17 protein-coding genes and 1 pseudogene are annotated in these 19303 nt (G+C 62.7%); 11 read left to right on the top strand and 7 right to left on the bottom strand.

From position 1 onward, the window contains the following. Nucleotides 1–73 precede the first annotated feature (73 nt). From M0D66_RS18825 to M0D66_RS18815, 3 genes are all read left to right on the top strand, one after another. Nucleotides 74–1528, top strand: a complete 1455-nt coding sequence (locus M0D66_RS18825) for a PLP-dependent aminotransferase family protein (RefSeq protein WP_266211110.1) — start codon at nt 74–76, stop codon at nt 1526–1528. Nucleotides 1529–1688: 160 nt separating this feature from the next. Continuing rightward, nucleotides 1689–3587: a molecular chaperone HtpG gene (gene htpG, locus M0D66_RS18820; protein WP_266211109.1), complete on the top strand. Its 1899-nt coding sequence runs from the start codon at nt 1689–1691 to the stop codon at nt 3585–3587. A gap of 287 nt (nt 3588–3874) precedes the next feature. Beyond that, nucleotides 3875–5671: a hypothetical protein gene (locus tag M0D66_RS18815; protein ID WP_266211108.1), complete on the top strand. Its 1797-nt coding sequence runs from the start codon at nt 3875–3877 to the stop codon at nt 5669–5671. A 124-nt stretch (nt 5672–5795) separates the two neighbouring features. Here the strand turns inward: M0D66_RS18815 and M0D66_RS18810 are convergent, their stop codons facing one another. Beyond that, nucleotides 5796–6302: an OmpA family protein gene (locus M0D66_RS18810; protein ID WP_266211107.1), complete on the bottom strand. Its 507-nt coding sequence runs from the start codon at nt 6300–6302 to the stop codon at nt 5796–5798. A 242-nt stretch (nt 6303–6544) separates the two neighbouring features. Here M0D66_RS18810 and M0D66_RS18805 point away from each other — a divergent pair, with 242 nt between their 5' ends. The 6 genes from M0D66_RS18805 to M0D66_RS18780 all read left to right on the top strand — a co-directional run bounded on the left by M0D66_RS18805 (nt 6545) and on the right by M0D66_RS18780 (nt 12126). Then, on the top strand, nt 6545–7306 hold the full coding sequence (locus M0D66_RS18805) for a chorismate lyase (protein ID WP_256456210.1): 762 nt from the start codon (nt 6545–6547) through the stop codon (nt 7304–7306). Next, nucleotides 7306–7779, top strand: a complete 474-nt coding sequence (locus M0D66_RS18800) for a DNA-deoxyinosine glycosylase (protein WP_266211106.1) — start codon at nt 7306–7308, stop codon at nt 7777–7779. The genes M0D66_RS18805 and M0D66_RS18800 overlap by 1 nt, the downstream gene beginning before the upstream one ends. Then, complete coding sequence (locus M0D66_RS18795; RefSeq protein WP_200651589.1) at nt 7776–8699, top strand: spermidine synthase; 924 nt, start codon at nt 7776–7778, stop codon at nt 8697–8699. The genes M0D66_RS18800 and M0D66_RS18795 overlap by 4 nt, the downstream gene beginning before the upstream one ends. Before the next feature lie 388 nt (nt 8700–9087). Beyond that, nucleotides 9088–9327: a DUF3311 domain-containing protein gene (locus tag M0D66_RS18790; protein ID WP_266211105.1), complete on the top strand. Its 240-nt coding sequence runs from the start codon at nt 9088–9090 to the stop codon at nt 9325–9327. After that, a complete protein-coding gene (gene mctP, locus M0D66_RS18785; RefSeq protein ID WP_200564402.1) occupies nt 9327–10877 on the top strand; it encodes a monocarboxylate uptake permease MctP in 1551 nt (516 codons plus the stop codon). The genes M0D66_RS18790 and mctP overlap by 1 nt, the downstream gene beginning before the upstream one ends. Nucleotides 10878–11001: 124 nt before the next feature. Continuing rightward, a complete protein-coding gene (locus tag M0D66_RS18780) occupies nt 11002–12126 on the top strand; it encodes an FUSC family protein (RefSeq protein WP_266211104.1) in 1125 nt (374 codons plus the stop codon). 42 nt (nt 12127–12168) lie between these two features. Here the strand turns inward: M0D66_RS18780 and M0D66_RS18775 are convergent, their stop codons facing one another. From M0D66_RS18775 to M0D66_RS18755, 5 genes and pseudogenes are all read right to left on the bottom strand, one after another. Further along, entirely contained in the window at nt 12169–12594 is a 426-nt protein-coding gene (locus tag M0D66_RS18775) for a VOC family protein (protein ID WP_266211103.1), read from the bottom strand. 281 nt (nt 12595–12875) lie between these two features. Next, nucleotides 12876–13829 carry a transaldolase gene (tal, locus tag M0D66_RS18770; RefSeq protein WP_093639383.1) on the bottom strand — a complete coding sequence of 318 codons (954 nt, stop codon included), beginning with the start codon at nt 13827–13829 and terminating at the stop codon, nt 12876–12878. A gap of 254 nt (nt 13830–14083) precedes the next feature. Beyond that, nucleotides 14084–15298 (bottom strand): annotated as a pseudogene (locus tag M0D66_RS18765) (benzoate/H(+) symporter BenE family transporter); the annotation flags it as partial. A gap of 39 nt (nt 15299–15337) precedes the next feature. Then, nucleotides 15338–16513 (bottom strand): VWA domain-containing protein, encoded by a 1176-nt coding sequence (locus M0D66_RS18760; protein ID WP_054035024.1) that lies wholly within the window; start codon nt 16511–16513, stop codon nt 15338–15340. Nucleotides 16514–16599: 86 nt separating this feature from the next. Next, nucleotides 16600–17442 carry a MoxR family ATPase gene (locus tag M0D66_RS18755; RefSeq protein ID WP_093639389.1) on the bottom strand — a complete coding sequence of 281 codons (843 nt, stop codon included), beginning with the start codon at nt 17440–17442 and terminating at the stop codon, nt 16600–16602. Between the two features lie 424 nt (nt 17443–17866). On the opposite strand from M0D66_RS18755, the gene M0D66_RS18750 reads away from it, so the two are divergent. Next, nucleotides 17867–18235, top strand: coding sequence for a c-type cytochrome (locus M0D66_RS18750; protein WP_007175710.1), 369 nt, complete (start codon nt 17867–17869; stop codon nt 18233–18235). Between the two features lie 59 nt (nt 18236–18294). Further along, the gene (locus tag M0D66_RS18745) at nt 18295–18678 is read left to right on the top strand and encodes a c-type cytochrome (RefSeq protein WP_093639391.1); all 384 of its coding nucleotides are present in this window, start codon (nt 18295–18297) and stop codon (nt 18676–18678) included. 144 nt (nt 18679–18822) lie between these two features. Here the strand turns inward: M0D66_RS18745 and M0D66_RS18740 are convergent, their stop codons facing one another. After that, nucleotides 18823–19257, bottom strand: a complete 435-nt coding sequence (locus tag M0D66_RS18740; protein WP_054035021.1) for a DUF1841 family protein — start codon at nt 19255–19257, stop codon at nt 18823–18825. Nucleotides 19258–19303 lie beyond the last annotated feature (46 nt).

The following is a 19303-nucleotide window of genomic DNA, read 5'->3' as shown; positions in this document are numbered from 1 at the left end:
AAATGTAGCGGTGGCGACCGGCACAGTAACGGTACAATCGATTCGATACCGTTCGGTACAGTTGGAGTCCGTTATGTCCGTCCCGCTTACCCAGATTCCCACGCCTCACGATACGACGTCGCTGACGCTGGTCGAGCAGCTCGTCCAATGGGCGCGCCGCCGCATCGAGGAGCGCGTGTTCCGTCCCGGCATGCGCATGCCGTCGATCCGCAAGCTGGCGCTGGACAAGGGCGTGTCGCGCTTCACCGTGGTCGAGGCGTATGAGCGGCTGGTGGCGCAGGGCTACCTGGAGTCGCGCCGCGGCTCCGGCTTCTATGTGCGCGAACGATTAGGCGCTGCGCCGACGGCCGAGATCCGCACGATCGCCGCAGCGGCGCCCGCGCCGGCCACGATCGATGTGGTCTGGCTGCTGCGCAATATGTTGCATACGGGCGCGCGCCCCGAGCGCAGTCCTGGCCTCGGCTACTTGCCGGGCCGCTGGCTCGACGGCGATCTGATCACCAACGCGCTGCGCACGCTCGGCCGGCAAAGCGGCGCGCAGATGCTCGGCATCGGCACGCCGCAAGGCTTTTTGCCGCTGCGCCAGCAGTTGCAGACGCGGCTTGAGGAGCTGGAAATCGGCGCTTCGCCGGATCAGATTGTGATGGTCTCCGGCATCACCCAGGCGATCGATCTGATTTCGCGGATTTACGTGAAGCCGGGCGATGCAGTGATCGTTGGCGATCCGGCCTGGTTTCAGATGTTCGGGCGCTTCGCGTCGCAGGGCGCGCGGCTGGTCGGCATGCCGTACACCCCGGATGGGCCGGACCTCGACGCGCTCGAGTCGCTGGTCGAGACCTGGCGGCCGAAAATGCTGGTGATCAATTCGGTGCTGCAGAATCCCACCGGCACCTCGCTCACGGCCGCGCAGGCGTTCCGCATTCTGCGTCTCGCCGAGGCCTACGATTTCATCGTCGTCGAAGACGATATTTACGGCGATCTGTGCCCGCCGAGCTATCCGGGCACGCGCCTCGCGAGCCTCGACCAGTTGAAGCGCGTGATCTACCTGAGCAGCTTTTCGAAGACGCTCGCGCCCAATCTGCGCGTGGGTTTTATCGCCGCCGCGCCTGAAGTGGCCACGGCCGTCAGCGATCAGAAAATGCTGGTCGGCATGACGAGCCCCGAACTGAACGAGCGCGTGCTCTACAAGATTCTCACCGAGGGCCATTACCGCCGGCACGTCGAGCGGCTGCGCGCGCGGCTCGATGGTGTGCGCGAAAAATCGGTGCGGATGCTCGAAAAGACCGGCATGAAGCTGTTTCTGACGCCCGCGGCGGGCATGTTCCTGTGGGCCGACACGGGCGTTGATGCGAGCGCGCTCGCGGCCGCTGGCCACGAAGAAGGCTTTCTGCTGACGCCGGGGAGCCTGTTTTCTCCGCAGCAATCGCCCACCACGTGGATGCGCTTTAACATCGCCAACTGCGGCGATCCTGAGCTGTCGACGTTCCTCTGCCGCTATCTCGACAGCGTCGCGCGGCGCGCCTCTTGAAACCGCGCCGGGCTGCCCCAACTTAGCGGCGACACGGCAATCCGGCCATCCGGCGGCACGGTCCCAGCGGCCAAAGAGGGCTCCAAGCGGGCCCAAGCGGTTCGCGGCCGTGCGCCACGCCTGACTAGAACCCCATTCGTAACAGAGAGGAAGTCCGACCATGGCACAAGAAACCATGAGCTTTCAGGCAGAAGTTAAACAACTTCTGCATCTGATGATCCATTCGCTGTACAGCAACAAGGAAATCTTTCTGCGCGAGCTGATTTCGAACGCGTCCGACGCGGCCGACAAGCTGCGCTTCGAAGCGATCGAAAACAGCGCGCTGTACGAAAACGATCCGAATCTGCGGATTCGCGTGTCGTACGACAAGGCCGCGCGCACCATCACGCTCGACGACAACGGCATCGGCATGAGCCGTGACGAAGCGATCGCCAATCTCGGCACGATCGCGCGTTCGGGCACCAAGGAATTCTTCGGCAAGCTTTCCGGCGACCAGCAGAAAGATGCGGCGCTGATCGGCCAGTTTGGCGTGGGCTTTTACTCGGGCTTCATCGTCGCGGACAAGATCACGGTCGAAACGCGCCGTGCCGGTTTGCCGGCCTCGGAAGGCGTGCGCTGGGAAAGCGCGGGCGAGGGCGATTTCGCGGTCGAGCAGATCGAACGCGCTGCGCGCGGCACGACCATCACGCTGCATCTGCGTGCCGATGAAGACGAGCTGCTGTCGTCGCATCGTCTGAAGTCGATCATCCAGAAGTACTCGGACCACGTCGCGCTGCCCATCCTGATGGCGAAGGAAGAGTGGGACGCTGAAAAGAGCGAGATGGTCACGAAGGACGAGGACGAGACCGTCAACCAGGCGAGCGCGCTGTGGACTCGTTCGAAGAACGACATCACCGAAGAGCAGTACAAGCAGTTCTACCAGCATCTCTCGCACGATCATCAGGATCCGCTGACGTGGACGCATAACCGCGTTGAAGGCCGTAGCGAATACACGCAACTGCTGTACGTGCCGACGCATGCGCCGTTCGACATGTTCAACCGCGATCATCGCGCCGGCCTGAAGCTGTACGTGAAGCGCGTGTTCATCATGGACGACGCCGAACAACTGCTGCCGGGCTATCTGCGTTTCGTGAAGGGCGTGGTCGATTCGGCTGATCTGCCGTTGAACGTGTCGCGCGAAATCCTGCAGGAAAGCCGCGACGTGAAGGCGATCCGCGAAGGCGTGACCAAGCGTTCGCTGTCGATGCTGGAAGAGTTGGCGAACGCCGAAAACGACGCCGATAAGGAAAAGTACGCCGGCTTCTGGAAGGAATTCGGTCAGGTGCTGAAGGAAGGCATCGGCGAAGATTTCGCCAATCGCGAGCGTATTGCGAAGTTGGTGCGTTTCGCGTCGACGCATACGGAATCGCCTGAGCAAAATGTCTCGCTCGCCGATTACGTCGCGCGGATGAAGCCCGAGCAAACGAAGATCTACTACGTGACTGCCGACACCTGGCAGGCCGCGACCCACAGCCCGCATCTCGAAGTGTTCCGCAAGAAGGGCGTGGAAGTGCTGCTGCTGACCGATCGCGTCGATGAATGGATGCTGTCGTTCCTGAACGAATTCGACGGCAAGCCGCTGCAAAGCGTTGCGCGCGGCGATCTCGATCTGGGCGCGCTGAATGACGAAGAAAAGCAGGCGCAGGAGAAGGTCGGCGAAGAGTTCAAGCCACTCGTCGACAAGATGAAAGAAGCGCTGAAGGACAAGGCCAAGGACGTGCGCTTGACGTTCCGTCTGACAGATTCGCCGTCTTGTCTCGTAGCTGACGATGGCGAAATGAGCGGCTATTTGCAACGTATGCTGAAGGCGGCGGGTCAGGACGCGCCGTCGTTCCATCCGATTCTCGAAGTGAATCCGGAGCATGCGCTGGTGAAGGGCTTGCATGCGGACAGCGCAAATTTCGACGACTGGTGTCATCTGTTGTTCGATCAGGCTTTGCTTGCTGAAGGCGGCGCGCTGGAAGATCCTGCCAGCTTCGTGAAGCGTACCAACGCGTTGTTGCTGGCGCGTGCGGGTTGAGTCTTCGAGTTTGAATTGAAGATGGACCGGCGTCGTTTGGACGCTTGTGATTGAAAAGTGCGCTGCCTTGGCAGCGCATTTTTTTTGCCCTCCTTTAACCGATCAGATCTATTCAACGCGCTAAATCGAGATTGATTTGTGAGATGTAAAAACGCGGCTCTGTCTTATGCTTGCACGATCGAAATTCGGATGCTTGAGGGACTATCTGCAGTCTCCGAGCCGCTCACGCATCCGATCTCTTTTCTGCAATTGCGCATTGACGCGCCGCGATAACTCTCTGTATCTCCATGCCCGATTCCGCACTGCCAACCCCCACCGATCCCGTGCATCTCCTGTGGTCGATCTTGCGCGAGCAAGGTTTCGACGCTGCCGAGCGACGGGCGTTTGAGTTAACCGCGGAGGGTGTCACGCCGCAATTACATGCGGACCTGTGCGCGAGTGCGGGGCGTTTTGAAGCGGCGTACCACAGTGCGTCGCAAGCACACACGCAGGCGGCAGAAAACGGCGCGCGTTACGCACGGTTAGCCTTGTTTGCCGACGCACTCGGCCAGGCTGACGCCGCGCAGCGCGACAGCGAGTTGGCGGTAACCACCCAACCGTCGGCAGCGACGCTCGAATGGATCGTCTGGTTGATCAATCGCTGCGGCGCGCATTCGGCGGCAGTACACATGTTGCGCGCGTACGAGCAACGCGAGCCACAGGATGCACGCGCCCCCTGGTGGTTGGCGATTGCGCTTGCGTCGTCGCCGAGTGCAAGCGTGCGAGCCGAGCGTCGCGCGGCGCTGTTGCGCGCCTATGCACTCGATGCGGCGATCCACCCCGCGTTGCCCTTGCAGCTCGCGCTGGCTTTCCGCGAGATCCGCGATTGGCCCACGGTGGAACGCGTTTGCCGTGAGGTGCTGACACGCCATCCCGCCGATGCAGAAATCGCCTGGCAACTGAGCCATGCGCAATGGCAGTGCAACGATGCCGCTGCCGCCGAGGCAACCATGCGCGCTGTCGATGCCGCCGCGCCCGGCAATGCCCACGTGCTGGGCGCGATTGGCATGTATCTGGCCGAGCAGGCGCGTTTTGCAGAAAGCGAGGCGGCGTTGCACGCAGCGCTCACGCTTGACCCATCGGCATCGCAGGCGGCCGTCGATCTGGCCGATCTGAAGTTGCGGCGCGGCGACTGGTCGAGCGCATGGCCGCACTTCGCGGCGCGTCTGACGCGCGACGATCGCGAGCCTAACAATGTCGTGACGGTGATGGAAAGGCTGTGTCCGCGCTGGCAGGGTCAATCGCTGGCTGGCAAGACCTTGATCGTGCACAGCGAACAGGGCAACGGCGACGATATTCAGATGGTGCGCTTTGTGCACGAACTGGCGGCGCGCGTACGCGACGACGGCGGTCGGCTGGTGCTCGCAGTGCGCCGGGCGTTACAGCCGCTGTTTGCGCGCTTTTACGCGGATTGTGTGTCTATCGAGGACGGGCCGCTCGGCAAGCCGGACTTCGGGCTGCCGATCATGAGCGTGCCGTCGGCGCTTGAGTTGCAGCCTGACCAGGTGCGCGGCGGTGCCTATCTAATTGCCGATGCAAGCCGCGTGGCTGCGTGGCGCGAGCGGATCGGCGCATGGGGCGGGGAGGCGGCGCGATTGCATATCGGTCTTGTCTGGTCGGGCAGCCCGACGCATCGTCGCGATGCGAAGCGGTCAATTCCGCTTGCGGCGCTGGCTCCCGTGCTCGCGCTACCCGATATCGTGTTCCATCCGCTGACGCCGGGCCGTGACGCCGATGTGGCGGCGCTGAGCGGAGCGGGGCATCGCGTGTGCGATCTGACTGCGCACTATCAGGCCGGTTTCGACGACGTGGCCGCGCACGTGAGCGCTCTCGATGCCGTGCTTACCATCGAAAGTGCACCTTTGCATCTGGGTGGCGCGCTGGGGCGCCCGGTGTTGGCGATGCTCGATCACGTATCGCATTGGGCGTGGGGCAATGAAGAGACGCAACCGTGGTACGACTCTGTTGATCTGTTCCGCCAACCGCGGCCGGGCGCGTGGGAGCCGGTGGTCGAGCGCGTGGCGGCTCGTCTGCAGGCGATGTAAAGCGCTCGATAGTTGTTTGCGAGAGTCGCGCTGAAACTGCAAAGTCGCGTCTAAAAGACCGCACACGTAAAAACGCCCGCATGACGCGGGCGTTTTTACGAACCTCACACCAGATGGCGAACGCCTACTTCTCTCCCATCAGCGTATCCATCGTTTCACCGCGCACCACGATCTCAGTGCGCCGGTTCAGCGCGCGCCCTTCGGCTGTATCGTTGCTGGCGACGGGGTTGTTGTACGCGTAGCCCTTCGTCCTGATCCGGTCTAACGCCACGCCGCGCACCACGAGCGCATAACCCACCGCAGCGGCGCGCGATTCAGAAAGCTGCTGGTTATAGTCGAGCGTGCCGACATTGTCGGTGTAACCTTCAACCAGCACCGGTTTCTTGCTGCGCTTGAGCAGAACGGCTGAACGATTGATGACGGCCGCTGCATCACCACGCACTTCGGATTTGCCGAACTCGAACAGCGCGGCTTCGGGCAGCTTGACTGAGACACCATTGGCAACCGGCGTCACCTCGATGCCGACAGCCTTATTCAACGATGTTTCTTTGTCGCGGTTCAGCGGCGCCGCGCAACCCGCCATCAGCACGGCAGACATTGCGCATGCAGAAGCACCCAGGAACGATTTCATGTTTCTTATCTCCTTCAATATCCGATCACATGGCACGCCCTTCGATCGCGGGCGGACCGTCGACTTGTTAAAGCACGAAGGTTGTATCGCGCGTCGCTGGACGAGGAGGATCGGAACTGTCTGAAATCGATACGCTGATTGAGGCGGTTCCGTCCGGCATGGTGATCGACTGACATTCCCGACGGGACGACAGGTGAGGGACTCACGATCTTCTGACAACTGCGCCGTTATAATCCGACACCATGCCTATCCGTTTCGATGCCGCCGACGCCCACTGGCGTGTCGCGCCCTTACCCGGTTTTAGCGCCGCCCAGAAAGACTGGTTGACCCGCGGTGGATCGCTGACCGCGCATCTGCGCACGCTCGGCGTGGTTGCGGTGCGCGTGACGCGCGAAGCCGTCGCGCTGCCGTGGGCCGACGAATACGCCGCGCTCGGTCTTGCGCCGCGTGCGCCGGTGTGGGTTCGGGAGGTAGTGTTGTCGGTTGACGGCGTGCCGTTTGTCGCGGCGCATAGTGTCGCGCCGCTGGCCGCGAGCGTTGGCGTATGGCAGGCCACGCGAAGATTGCGCACGCGGCCGCTCGCCGAGTTGCTGTACAGCGATAGCAGCGTCGCGCGATCGTCGCTGGTGAGTCGCAGGCTGACGGCGCGTCATCCGTTGTACCGGTTGGCTGCGGTTGAGATTGGTGGTGTGAGGCCGCATACGCTGGTCGCACGCCGTTCGGTGTTCGAGCGCCACGGTGAGCCCTTGATGGTCACGGAATGCATGTTGCCGGCGTTGTGGGCGCATCTGGCGTCTCCTGGCCAAACACCGTCTGCGCATTCAGCGTCCAGCCACGTCCATGCTCCGCCGCGCACTCATGTGCGGGAACACGGCCGGCCGCTTGAGCACACGGCATCGCGCGCTGCCCATGGTGCACAGCGCGCAGAGCCAGGACAGCTTTCCGGACAGGACGCACATGAATCCGGGCACGCGCCGGCATCGGACCGAAAGGAAAAGCGCTGATGCTGCGCGGCTTTCCTCCCGTCGTTGCGGCGGATACGCACACGCTGATTCTCGGCAGCTTTCCCGGCGAGGCGTCGCTGGCCGCGACGCAGTATTACGCGCATCCGCGTAACCAGTTCTGGCGCTTGCTGGGCACGGTGCTCGACGAACCGCTTCCCGACCTCGCCTATGAGGAACGGCTACGGCGTTTGCTTTCGTACGGCATCGGCGTGTGGGACGTGCTCGCCGCCTGCGAACGCGAAGGCAGTCTCGACGCCGCGATCCGCAACGCCAGCCCCAACGATTTTGCTTCTCTGCGCGCCCACGCGCCGCTGTTGAAGAAAGTCTGCTTCAATGGCAAAACGGCGGGCCGCTTTGCCCCGGTAATCGGCGAAGCCGGCTACGCCACCCTCGTATTGCCTTCGTCGAGTCCGGCGAATGCTATGCTCTCGTTCGACCAAAAATTGCGTCTCTGGCGCGACATCCTTACATGACGAAACTGATCAAGCGCGCCTCGGCTGAAGCCCGTGCTTTCCGCAATAAAGACGCTGACGCCGGCGACCACGCGCTGAACAAACAGAAAGCAGTGCGCAATAAAAAGCGCGCGCTGCACGACGACGATCTGGACGACGCGCCGCAAATCGAAGCGCCGCGCAAGCCGCGTTTCGCACCGGTGACGTTCTCGGAAGAGGGCGGTGTGCGTTTCCTGCACTTCGGCACGGAATGGGTGCAAGGCGCCATGCGTCTGCGCAAGCCGGATCACATCGAACTCGAATACGCGCAGCAGATGATGGCCTGGTTGCTGTTCATCGAAACGCCCAAGCGGATCGTCCAGCTCGGTCTCGGCGCCGCCGCACTGACCAAGTTTGCGCACCGCTTCCTGAAGCGCGCCAAAGTCGAAGCGGTCGAAGTGAACCCGGCGGTGGTCGTGGCCGCACGCACGATGTTCGAACTGTCGCACGACGACGCCCGTCTGACCGTGCACGAAATGGATGCATGGGACTTCGTCAACGATCGCGCCAACCACGGCACGATCGGCGCGTTGCAGATCGACGTCTACGATGCCACCGCGCGTGGCCCGGTGCTCGACAGCGTCGGCTTCTACCGCGCGGTGCGCGCGTGCCTGACCGAGGCGGGCGTCGTGACGGTGAATCTGTTCGGCGATCATCCGAGCTTCGTGCGCAATATGAAGCGTCTGAACGAAGCCTTCGACGGCCGTGTGGTCGCGCTGCCGGAAGTGCATGACGGCAACCGCATCGCCATCGCGTTCTCGGGCCCGGCGCTCGACGTGCCGTTCACGACGCTGCAAGCGCGTGCGAAGCTGATCGAAGCGGAACTCGGCTTGCCGGCGCGCAAGTGGATCAAGGGTCTGCAGGAATCGACCGGACAGAACGGCAGTTCGTTCTCGATCTGATGTGAAAACGGGTCGGGCCGCTTAAGGCCGTGTAAGGCTGGTCCGACCCAGGCTTCCCCGTTGCGCTCATGCGACGGTTTCCCAACCGCTTCCCCCGTGCATTGTCCGGCTGGTTCGATATCCCCGGATACCCAGGACGCATCGCTCCCATCGGCGCCCCGGCCCCCCGCGTCCGGCGCCCTCGCGGCCACCCCTCATCTCTGCTAAACCGCCGCCCCGCGCGCCCCAGCAGCACATTTGCGCCTCGGGTCGTCCCTGCTTGACCGGACGTTCTCGGCTCCTATACTCTTTCGAAGCTTTCGGGGTACCCGTGGCCTACCTGCGACGGGACATCCACCACCCGTCCACACACGGGCCAACATTTCAATAATAGGGAAGAGGAGACGTCATGGCTCACGACGCCGACGCGAACAAGGCCAGCAAGCACTGGCTCTGGTTGCTGCTGTTGCCCTGGATCGCGATGATCTGGGTGCCGTCATATAACAAGGTCGAACCGCAGCTGTTCGATTTTCCGTTCTTCTACTGGTACCAGCTGCTGTGGGTGTTGATCAGCGCGATCATCACGGCGCTCGTGTACTTCAAGACCAAGATCCGCTCGACGGGCAGCTCGCAAGGGGGCGCACGATAATGAACGCCACCGCAACATTCGTCTTCGTCCTGTTTTTTATCGGCGTCACCATTCTCGGCTTTGTCGCGGCTCACTGGCGCAAGGGCGACTTGGCCCATCTGGAAGAGTGGGGCCTCGGCGGCCGGCGCTTCGGCACCATCGTCACCTGGTTCCTGCTGGGCGGCGACCTGTACACCGCTTACACCTTCATCGCCGTGCCGGCGTTGGTGTTCGGTGCGGGCGCAACGGGTTTCTTCGCGCTGCCGTACACAATCCTTATCTATCCGTTCGCGTTCGTCGTGTTCCCGAAACTGTGGAGCATCGCCAAACGTCAGGGTTACGTGACATCGGCCGACTTCGTGTCTGCTCGCTATGGCAGCCGCATGCTGGCGCTGGCGATCGCCGTGACCGGCATTGTCGCGACGATGCCGTACATCGCGCTGCAACTGGTCGGTATCGAAGTGGTGATCGGCGCGCTGGGTTTCGACACCAAGGGCTTCGTCGGCGATCTGCCGCTGATCATCGCGTTCGCGATTCTGGCGGCCTACACGTACACGTCGGGTCTGCGCGCGCCGGCCATGATCGCGGTCGTCAAGGACGTGCTGATCTATATCGTGATCTTCGCCGCGATCATCGTGATTCCGCCGCAATTGGGCGGCTTCGGCCATATCTTCAGCGTGGTGCCGCCTGCCAAGCTGCTGCTGAAGGCACCGGACGTGTCGAGCCTGAACGGCTACAGCGCGTACGCGACGCTTGCGGTGGGTTCGGCGCTTGCGCTGTTCCTGTATCCGCACTCGATCACCGCGGTGCTGTCGTCGAAGTCGGGTAACACGATCCGCCGCAACATGGCGATGCTGCCGGCCTACTCGCTGGTGCTCGGCCTGCTCGCGCTGCTGGGCTTCATGGCGCTGGCTTCGGGTGTGAAGGACATGCCGGAATTCGCGCCGTACTTCAAGGCGTTCGGCCCGAACTTCGCGGTGCCGGCGCTGTTCCTGCACTTCTTCCCGTCGTGGTTCGTCGGCGTGGCCTTCGCGGCGATCGGTATCGGCGCGCTGGTGCCGGCGGCGATCATGTCGATTGCGGCAGCGAACCTGTACACGCGCAACATCCACAAGGAGTTCGTGAACCGCAACATGTCGCATGAGCAGGAAACCAACGTCGCGAAGCTGGTGTCGCTGATCGTCAAGGTCGGCGCGGTCGCGTTCATTCTCGGTCTGCCGCTCACGTACGCGATCCAGCTGCAACTGCTGGGCGGTATCTGGATCATCCAGACGCTGCCGGCCATCGTGCTGGGCCTCTACACGCGTGTGCTCGACTACCGCGGCCTGCTGATCGGCTGGGCGGTCGGTATCGCAACCGGCACGTGGATGGCGATCTCGCTGAAGCTGGCGGGCTCGATCTTCACGATCCACCTGTTCGGCATGGCGATTCCGGGCTACGCGGCGGTGTGGTCGCTGATCGTCAACCTGGTGGTGTCGGTGGTGGTGAGCCTGCTGGTGCGCGCGTTCGGCATGCAGCGCGCCGAGGACCGTACCCGCCCGGAAGATTATCTGGACGTGGTCGAAGGCTAAACCAGCCGTTCCATCTCGCCGGAAAAGCAACGCCCGCAGACAAAAGTTTGCGGGCGTTTGTCTTTCCAGGGCACTCCAGGGCAGGATAGCGGAACCGTCCTTCAAAGCGTCCGTCGCGCGAGCCATGGCTTCTGCCGATTCCCCCCGCGTCCTTGTCCGCCGCTCGGCCATCAGCCGCATGGTGCGCACGATCACGTCGCCGTACTACCGCTATCGCCACGCAAAGGTGCTGCATAGTCTGCGGGTCGGCGTCGCGATGCTGGTGTCGATTCTCGCAACCACCGGGATCGACATTCCCCACGGCATCTGGTCGTCGGTGACCTTGTTGGTGGTGATCGGCGGCTTGCAGCATCACGGCAACATCCGCAAGAAGGCCGCCGACCGGGCGGCGGGAACGCTGCTCGGCGCGGTGATCGGGCTTCTGCTCATCCTCACGCAGAACCTGACCGGCTCGCTGCCGCTCACCTATGTGCTGATGTCGATTGTCGCGGGGATCTGCGCGTGGTTCGCGATTGGATCGTCGGGGTATATCGGCCTGCTGACGGCAATCACGATGTGCATCGTCGCGGGCCATGGCGACAATCTGATCGACGTCGGTCTATGGCGCACGCTGAACGTGCTGATCGGCATTGTGATCGCGCTGGCGTTTTCGTTCGCGTTGCCGTTGCACGCGACCTATTCGTGGCGCTATGGGATCGCCGACAATCTGCGCGACTGTGCGCGGATCTACACCCGTTTGCTGGAAGGCGAAACGATCAGCGAAGAGGAACAGGTCAAACGCTTCCTCGCGATCAACAAGCGGCTGGTGCAGTTGCGCTCGCTGATGCCTTCGGTGGCGAAGGAGATCGACGTGCCGCAGGCGAAGCTCGAAGAGATCCAGCGCTTACATCGTTCGGTGCTCAGTTCGCTGGAGTTGCTGGCGACCGGCCCGCTGATGCGCGCCGACGCCGCGGCGCGCGCCGCGTATGCGCGGGAGTGCGGCGTCGAGGTGCACGCCGTGCGCGGCATGCTGTTGGCGATCGCGCGCGGCCTGCGCTTTGGCCGCGCGACGCACTTCGGCATTCCGGCTGCAACGCCGCTCACCGAGGTGTGCGGTGGCGCGGCGCTTGACTTGCCACCCGACTTGCAAGGGCCGTATTGGCTCGGGCAGCGCCTTGCCGAACAGGTGGACCGGCTGCGCGCTTTGCTGTTGGAGACTGAGCCGAACTGGAACATCGAACGGCATTCGCGCAGTTTGCTGAAGGGTTAGGGCGCAACGCTCAGGGCCGCGCGCCCCTTCCCGATCTGCCGCTCACGATTTATGCTCTTCCGGCACGCCCACCATCCAGGCGAGACCGAAGCGGTCCACCAGCATCCCGAACCCTTTGCTCCAGAAGGTGGGCTGAAACGGCATCATGACCTGTCCGCCGTCGGCGAGCGCATCGAAGTATTTTTTCGCCGAGGCGTCGTCGTCGGCCGTGAGCGACAGGCTGAAACCGTTCATCGAGCCTGAGTCGGGGTCGCAGTGGCCGTCGGACGCCATCCAGATCGTCGAGCCGAGCTTGATGGCCGCGTGCATGATCTTGTCCTCGATGCCGGGACGTATCCCCGCTTGCGCATCGGGCGGCGCGTCCTTGTAGCGCATCTGGAATGTGATTTCGGCGCCGAGCTTCTCGCAGTAATACTTGAGCGCTTCTTCACAGCGGCCGTTGAAAAATACGTAAGGCTGAACGTACATGATCGTCTCCCGGGATATGGGTCAGCGGCGCCGCGTTCCTTCGGCATATGGCAGCGAGGGAGCAGCGTGTAGACGATTGTAGTCGTCCGCTAGAGTAGCGATTGTGACGTTATTTCGTAAGGCGTCGCGGTATGGGCAGGTGTCGGACGTGAGCCGGCGGTAAACGGCACGCGGCCCTGAACCGGAAGGTTCAGGGCCGCGTATTTGGACTAGCTGTGCGGGACGATGTGCGCGGCCACATACGCGACCGCGGCCGCGCATTCAAGCCACGAAGGCTGGACTTAACGCAGCGCTTCGATCAACTTTTCCAGCTTGACCGCGTCTGCCGCGAACGCGCGGATGCCTTCAGCGAGCTTTTCGGTCGCCATTGCTTCGTCGTTGACGAGGAAGCGGAACGACGATTCGTCGACCGGCACGCGTTCGATGTCCACGCCCTTGCCCATTTCGGGCGACAGCTTGCGCTCGACCGTTTCGGTGCTCTCCTGCAGCTTTTGCAGCAGATCCGGGCTGATGGTCAGCAGATCGCAGCCAGCCAGTTCCAGAATCTGGCCCGGGGTGCGGAAGCTCGCGCCCATCACCTCGGTCTTGTAGCCGAACTTCTTGTAGTACGCGTAAATGCGGCGCACCGATTTGACGCCCGGATCGTTGGCGCCGCCGTCTTTCGCTTCGTCCCACGCGCTGCCGGCGTTCTTCTTGTACCAGTCGTAGATGCGGCCGACGAACGGCGAGATCAGTTGCGCGCCTGCTTCGGCACAGGCAGCGGCCTGCGCGAGCGAGAACAAGAGCGTCATGTTGCAGTGGATGCCTTCCTTTTGCAGCACCTCGGCGGCGCGGATGCCTTCCCACGTGGAGGCCAGCTTGATCAGCACGCGCTCGCGGCCGATGCCGTGGTCTTTGTACAGGGCGATCAGCTCGCGGCCCTTGGCGATCGACGCTTCGGTGTCGAACGACAGGCGTGCATCCACTTCGGTCGACACGCGGCCCGGGATGATCTTGAGAATTTCGGTGCCGAAGGCGATCAGCAACTGGTCGATGATGGCGCCGACCGGCTTCGACGCATGCGCCTTCACGGTCTTTTCGAGCAGCGGCTTGTAGTCGTCTTTCTGGACGGCTTTCAGAATCAGCGAGGGATTGGTGGTCGCGTCCTGTGGCTTGTACTGGGCAAGCTGCTGGAAGTCGCCGGTATCGGCCACGACGGTGGTGTATTGCTTGAGTTGGTCGAGTGCGGTTGTCATGTTCGAGCCTTCATGGCGCGCGTGCGCCGTGGTTCAGGAGAAATGAGATCGCCACCGGACGGAAAAGACAAACCGTTCCGGCGGCCGCGGGTCACGCTGCAGCGTCTGCCCGTCATGTTGCCGGGGAATTTTGACGGAAAGCGCTGCCGGATGCTTCTATTCTATGGCGGATCGTCTGACGCAGTATTGACACTTGCTGCCGGCGATCCGTTCACAGGGATTTTGGGTGCCGATTTCCGCCGACGATTCAGGCGCGCCGGGCGTTCAAGCACCAGTTGCGTCAGCACGCCCGCCACCAGCCCCCAGAACGCCGAGCCGATCGACAGCAAGGTGAGGCCGGAAGCCGTCACCATAAACGTCACCAGCGCCGCCTCGCGCTGCTTCAGATCCTGCATGGCATTGGCGAGCCCGCTCATGATCGAGCCGAATAGCGCCAGCGCCGCAACGGAGACCACCAGCGCCTTCGGCAAGGCGGCGAACAATGCGGCGATGGTCGCGCCGAAAATACCGGCAATCAGATAGAAAATACCGCACCAGACTGCCGCGGTGTAGCGTTTGTCGCGATTTTCGTGCGCTTCGGGGCCGGTACAGATCGCCGCCGTGATCGCCGCAAGATTGATGCCGTGCGAGCCGAAGGGCGCGAGCAGCAGCGAGGCGATGCCGGTTGTCGAAATCAGCGGCGCGGAGGGCGTGGTGTAGCCGTCCGCGCGCAGCACGGCGATGCCCGGCACGTTCTGCGAGGCCATCGCGACGACGAAAAGTGGAATGCCGATACTGATGCCCGCCGCGACCGAAAACACCGGCATCGTGAACACCGGGTGAGCGAGCGCGACGTGAAAGCGGCTGAAGTCGAGCAGCCCGAGCGCACCGGCGGCGATTGTGCCGACGATCAGCGTCGTCACGATCGCGTAGCGCGGCGCGAGGCGTTTGACGATCAGATAGGTGAAGAACATTGCCAGCACGAGCGCGGTCTGGAACTGTGCGGCGCGGAAAATCTCGATGCCGATCTCGAACAGAATGCCCGCCAGCAAAGCGGAAGCGATGCCTGCCGGGATTTTCTTCATCAGCGTGTCGAACCAGCCGGTCAGGCCGACCACCGTCAGCAGCACCGCGCAGACGATAAACGCGCCGATCGCCTCAGGGTAGGTCACGTGTGGCAGCGACGACACCAGCAGCGCCGCGCCGGGCGTCGACCAGGCAATCACGATCGGCGCGCGAAAGCGCAGTGAAAGGCCGATCGTGCAGACGGCCATGCCGATCGACAACGCCCAGATCCACGACGAAATCTGCGCATCGCTGAGATGGGCTGCCTGGCCGGCCTGGAACATTAGCACGAGCGAACTCGTGTAGCCCGTCATCATCGCGACGAAGCCGGCGACGAGGGTGGACAGGGACGTATCGGCAAACGGTTTGAGCGGCCCGGGGTGCACGTCGGCAGGGGACAAATCGGGCGATGAAGACGGACTCATGCAGAAGCTTTCTTATAGTTGGAGAAAAACGTGATCTGATTACTTGCTCAACATGCGCATCGCCGATTCGAGTCCGGCGAGGGTGAGCGGATACATGCGGTGGCCGAGCACTTCGCGGATCGCGCTGACCGACTGCCGGTACGCCCACAAACCTTCGGGCTCCGGATTGAGCCACGCGTAATGCGGGAAATGATCGGCGAGGCGGCGCAGCCACACGGCGCCGGCTTCAGCGTTGTTGTACTCGACCGAGCCGCCCGGTTGTAGCACTTCGTACGGGCTCATGGTCGCGTCGCCGACGAAGATCAGCTTGTAGTCGGGCGTGAACTTGTGCAGCAGGTCCCACGTCGGCATGCGCTCGGCGTGACGGCGGCGATTGTTCTTCCACAGGAAGTCGTACACACAGTTGTGGAAGTAATAGAACTCGAGATGCTTGAATTCGGCCTTGGCGGCGGAAAAGAGCTCTTCGGTGCGCTTGATGTGATCGTCCATCGAGCCGCCCACGTCGAGCAGCATCAGCACTTTGACCTTGTTGTGCCGCTCCGGCACCATCTTCAGATCGAGCCAGCCGGCGTTCGCCGCGGTGCTGCGGATCGTGTCGGGCAGATCGAGCTCTTCTGCCGCGCCTTCGCGGGCGAAACGGCGCAGGCGGCGCAGCGCGACCTTGATGTTGCGTGTGCCGATTTCGACCTGGTCGTCGTAGTCGCGATAGGCGCGTGCTTCCCACACCTTCACCGCCGTGCGTTGACCCGCCGCATCGCCGCCGATGCGCACACCCTCAGGGTTGTAGCCGCCGTTGCCGAACGGCGAGGTGCCGCCCGTGCCGATCCATTTGTTGCCGCCTTCGTGGCGCTCTTTCTGTTCGTCGAACAGTTCCTTCAGGCGCTCCATCAGCTTGTCGAGGCCGCCCATCGCTTCGATCTGCGCTTTTTCTTCGGGCGACAGATCGCGTTGCAGCTTCTTCTTCAGCCAGTCGAGCGGAACGTCGAACGCGAGCTCCGAGGCTTGCGCGACGCCGTTGAAATACGCGCCGAACGCCTGGTCGAACTTGTCGAAATACTGCTCGTCCTTGACCAGCGTGATGCGTGCGAGATAGTAGAACTCGTCGAGCGACGGCGCGATCACATTGGCTTTGAGCGCTTCGAGCAGCGTCAGGTATTCCTTCACCGACACCGGCAGTTTGGCGGCGCGCAGCGAGTAGAAGAAGTCGATCAGCATGCTGTGTCCTCGGCGGCGGCGAGTGGGCGGTGCGCCGCGCTCATCAACGGGTATTCGCGATCAGTCAACGATTCGTCAACGGGTAATCAACGGTTGTTGCGGTTCATGAAGATCAGCCGCTCGAACAGGCTCACGTCCTGCTCGTTCTTCAGGAGCGCGCCGTGCAGCGGCGGGATGATCTGCTTCTGGTCGGACGAGCGCAGCGCTTCGGGCGGAATGTCCTCGGCAAGCAGCAGCTTGAGCCAGTCGAGCAGTTCCGACGTGGACGGCTTCTTCTTCAGACCGGCGACGTTGCGCAACTCGAAGAAACTCTGCATCGCCGCGGCGAGCAGTTCCTTCTTGATGCCGGGGTAGTGCACCTCGACGATCTGCTGCATCGTCACCGGGTCGGGGAATTTGATGTAGTGGAAAAAGCAGCGGCGCAGGAACGCGTCGGGCAGCTCCTTCTCGTTGTTCGACGTGATGATCACGAGCGGGCGCTGTTTCGCGCGGATCAGCTCGTGGGTCTCGTACACGTAGAACTCCATCCGGTCGAGCTCGCGCAGCAGGTCGTTCGGGAATTCGATGTCAGCCTTGTCGATCTCGTCGATCAGGAGCACCGTCTGCTCCTCAGACTCGAACGCCTGCCACAGCACACCCTTGACGATGTAGTTGCGGATGTCCTTGACGCGCTCGTCGCCGAGTTGCGAATCGCGCAGGCGCGATACCGCGTCGTACTCGTACAGGCCCTGCTGGGCCTTGGTGGTGGACTTGATATGCCATTGCAGCAGCGGCATGCCGAGCGCGGCGGCGACCTCTTCCGCGAGCATGGTTTTGCCGGTGCCGGGTTCGCCCTTGATCAGCAACGGGCGCTTCAGCGTCATCGCGGCGTTGACCGCGAGCTTGAGGTCGTCGGTGGCGACGTACTGCGATGAGCCTTCAAAACGCATGGCGAGATGCTCTTTTCTGGGAAAAAACCCAGTATAAGTCAGAAGGCCTGTTGGGCTGAATCAGCCTGGCGTAAGGTGTCACCCGCGGTGCTGGACGCCGGTTCACGTGCATACGCGGCGTTCGCGAGCAGTCCGTGCTCGCCCGGCGTGCCCGGTGGGTGGGCGCGCCGGGCGTCGTGGGCGCAGCGGGCAGCACGCAGCGGACGGCGCGAGGCCATGCGGAGCCGGTGCGGCGGAGCAAAATGGCGCCAGCAGCGGCTTTGCGGCGGCCGGATAGGCTTCTGGCCCCGCGCGGTGGACGTTCGGCGCGGCGTCGCGGTACAATTAGCCCGATTTTTTTGGCCTGCGTGGCTACCCATAAGAATAACGGCGCGGGCCGTTGCCTTTTCGGGCGCCCGTTTCCCCTCAAGCCAGGTTACATGCTATGAATAAATTCGTTGGCAAACACGTCGTGATCGCAGCGCTGTCGGTGCTCGCGGGCTATGCGGCCAGTGCGCAGGCAGCGGATGTCGTCGGCAACGCGAAGGCGGGCCAAGGCAAGGTCGCGATGTGTATTGGCTGCCACGGCATCCCTGAATACCGCACGGCTTACCCTGAGGTCTACCGCGTGCCCATGCTCGGCGGCCAGAATCAGGCGTACCTCGAGAATGCCCTGCACGGCTACAAGAAGGGCGACCGCCATTTCGAAACGATGCGCGCGATCACCGCGTCGCTGTCTGATCAGGACATCGCTGACATCGCTGCCTACTACGCAGCGCAAAATTCCTCTTCGAAGAGCAATCCCGACAAGTGATCGGCTTCGGTCATCCAGGCGGTCACTCGGCTATTTATATTCGCGGGATAGGAGAATTCATGAATAAGCCCCAACAGGCACTCCACACGGTGTTCAAGGCTGCATGTGCGTCGGCGGCAGTTATCGGTCTGTTTGCTGCGAACGTCGCGCACGCCGCTGACGCCGGCAACGGCAAGGTGCTGGCTAACACCCACAACTGCGCGGCCTGCCACGGCGTCAACCTGAACAATCCGGTGAGCCCGGAATATCCGAAGCTCGCGGGTCAGCATTCCGACTATGTCTACTGGGCGTTGCGTCAGTATCAGATGGGCAACGGTAACCCGCACCTCGGTCGCAACAACGCGATCATGCAGGCGCAGGTCCAAAGCCTCTCGCCAAGCGACATGAAAGACATCGCGGCCTACATCGAATCGCTGGACGGCGCGCTGGTGCAGAAGAAGTAATCGCGCTGCGCTGCTTTTGCACGGTTTCAGATTGAACAACACCCCGCTTCGGCGGGGTGTTGTGCTTTTGGAGCTAGGGTTTGTGCGGGGGGCGGGTTCGGCTAGCGTGCTAACGGGCGCTGAGTCGCCCTGCTTGCCTTAGTCTCAGTCCCGCGTGGCGCGCTGCTCGATGCGCTGCAAATACGCGTCCGTGTCAGGCGGGGTGCCGGTGCGTTGTGCTTCCCAGATGGTTTCGCCGAGGCAATCCATGATCGCGTGCTGCGCTTCGTGGGTCGAGCCGAGCCGGGCGGCCAGCCGCTCGTGCGCCGCGCGGATGCCCGGCGGCTGGTCGATCGACAACTGTTCGGTGATCGCCAGATGCATCGATAGATGCAGGAACGGGTTGGTCTGGCCGCGTTCGGGCGAGTAATCCTGAGCCTGGGCGGCTTCCGTGCTGGTGAGGTCGGCGTGATATTCCGGATGCTCGACGATCCAGTCGGCGGCGATCGCTTCGAGCGGCGTCAGAATCTCGCCTTGACGCTGCTTGCGCCAGGTGTCGGTGAAAAATTGGCGGACTTCGTCGCGGCTGGGATTGAACATCGTGGGGGCGGTGTGTTGAGTGTGAGGCGGGCTGGAAGGGGGTGAT

The sequence above is a fragment of the Paraburkholderia sp. SECH2 genome, assembly GCF_030464795.1.
In the GTDB taxonomy this organism is placed as follows: domain Bacteria; phylum Pseudomonadota; class Gammaproteobacteria; order Burkholderiales; family Burkholderiaceae; genus Paraburkholderia; species Paraburkholderia aspalathi.
Note: the sequence above shows the minus strand (reverse complement) of the source record. Positions and strands in the feature narration are given on the sequence as shown.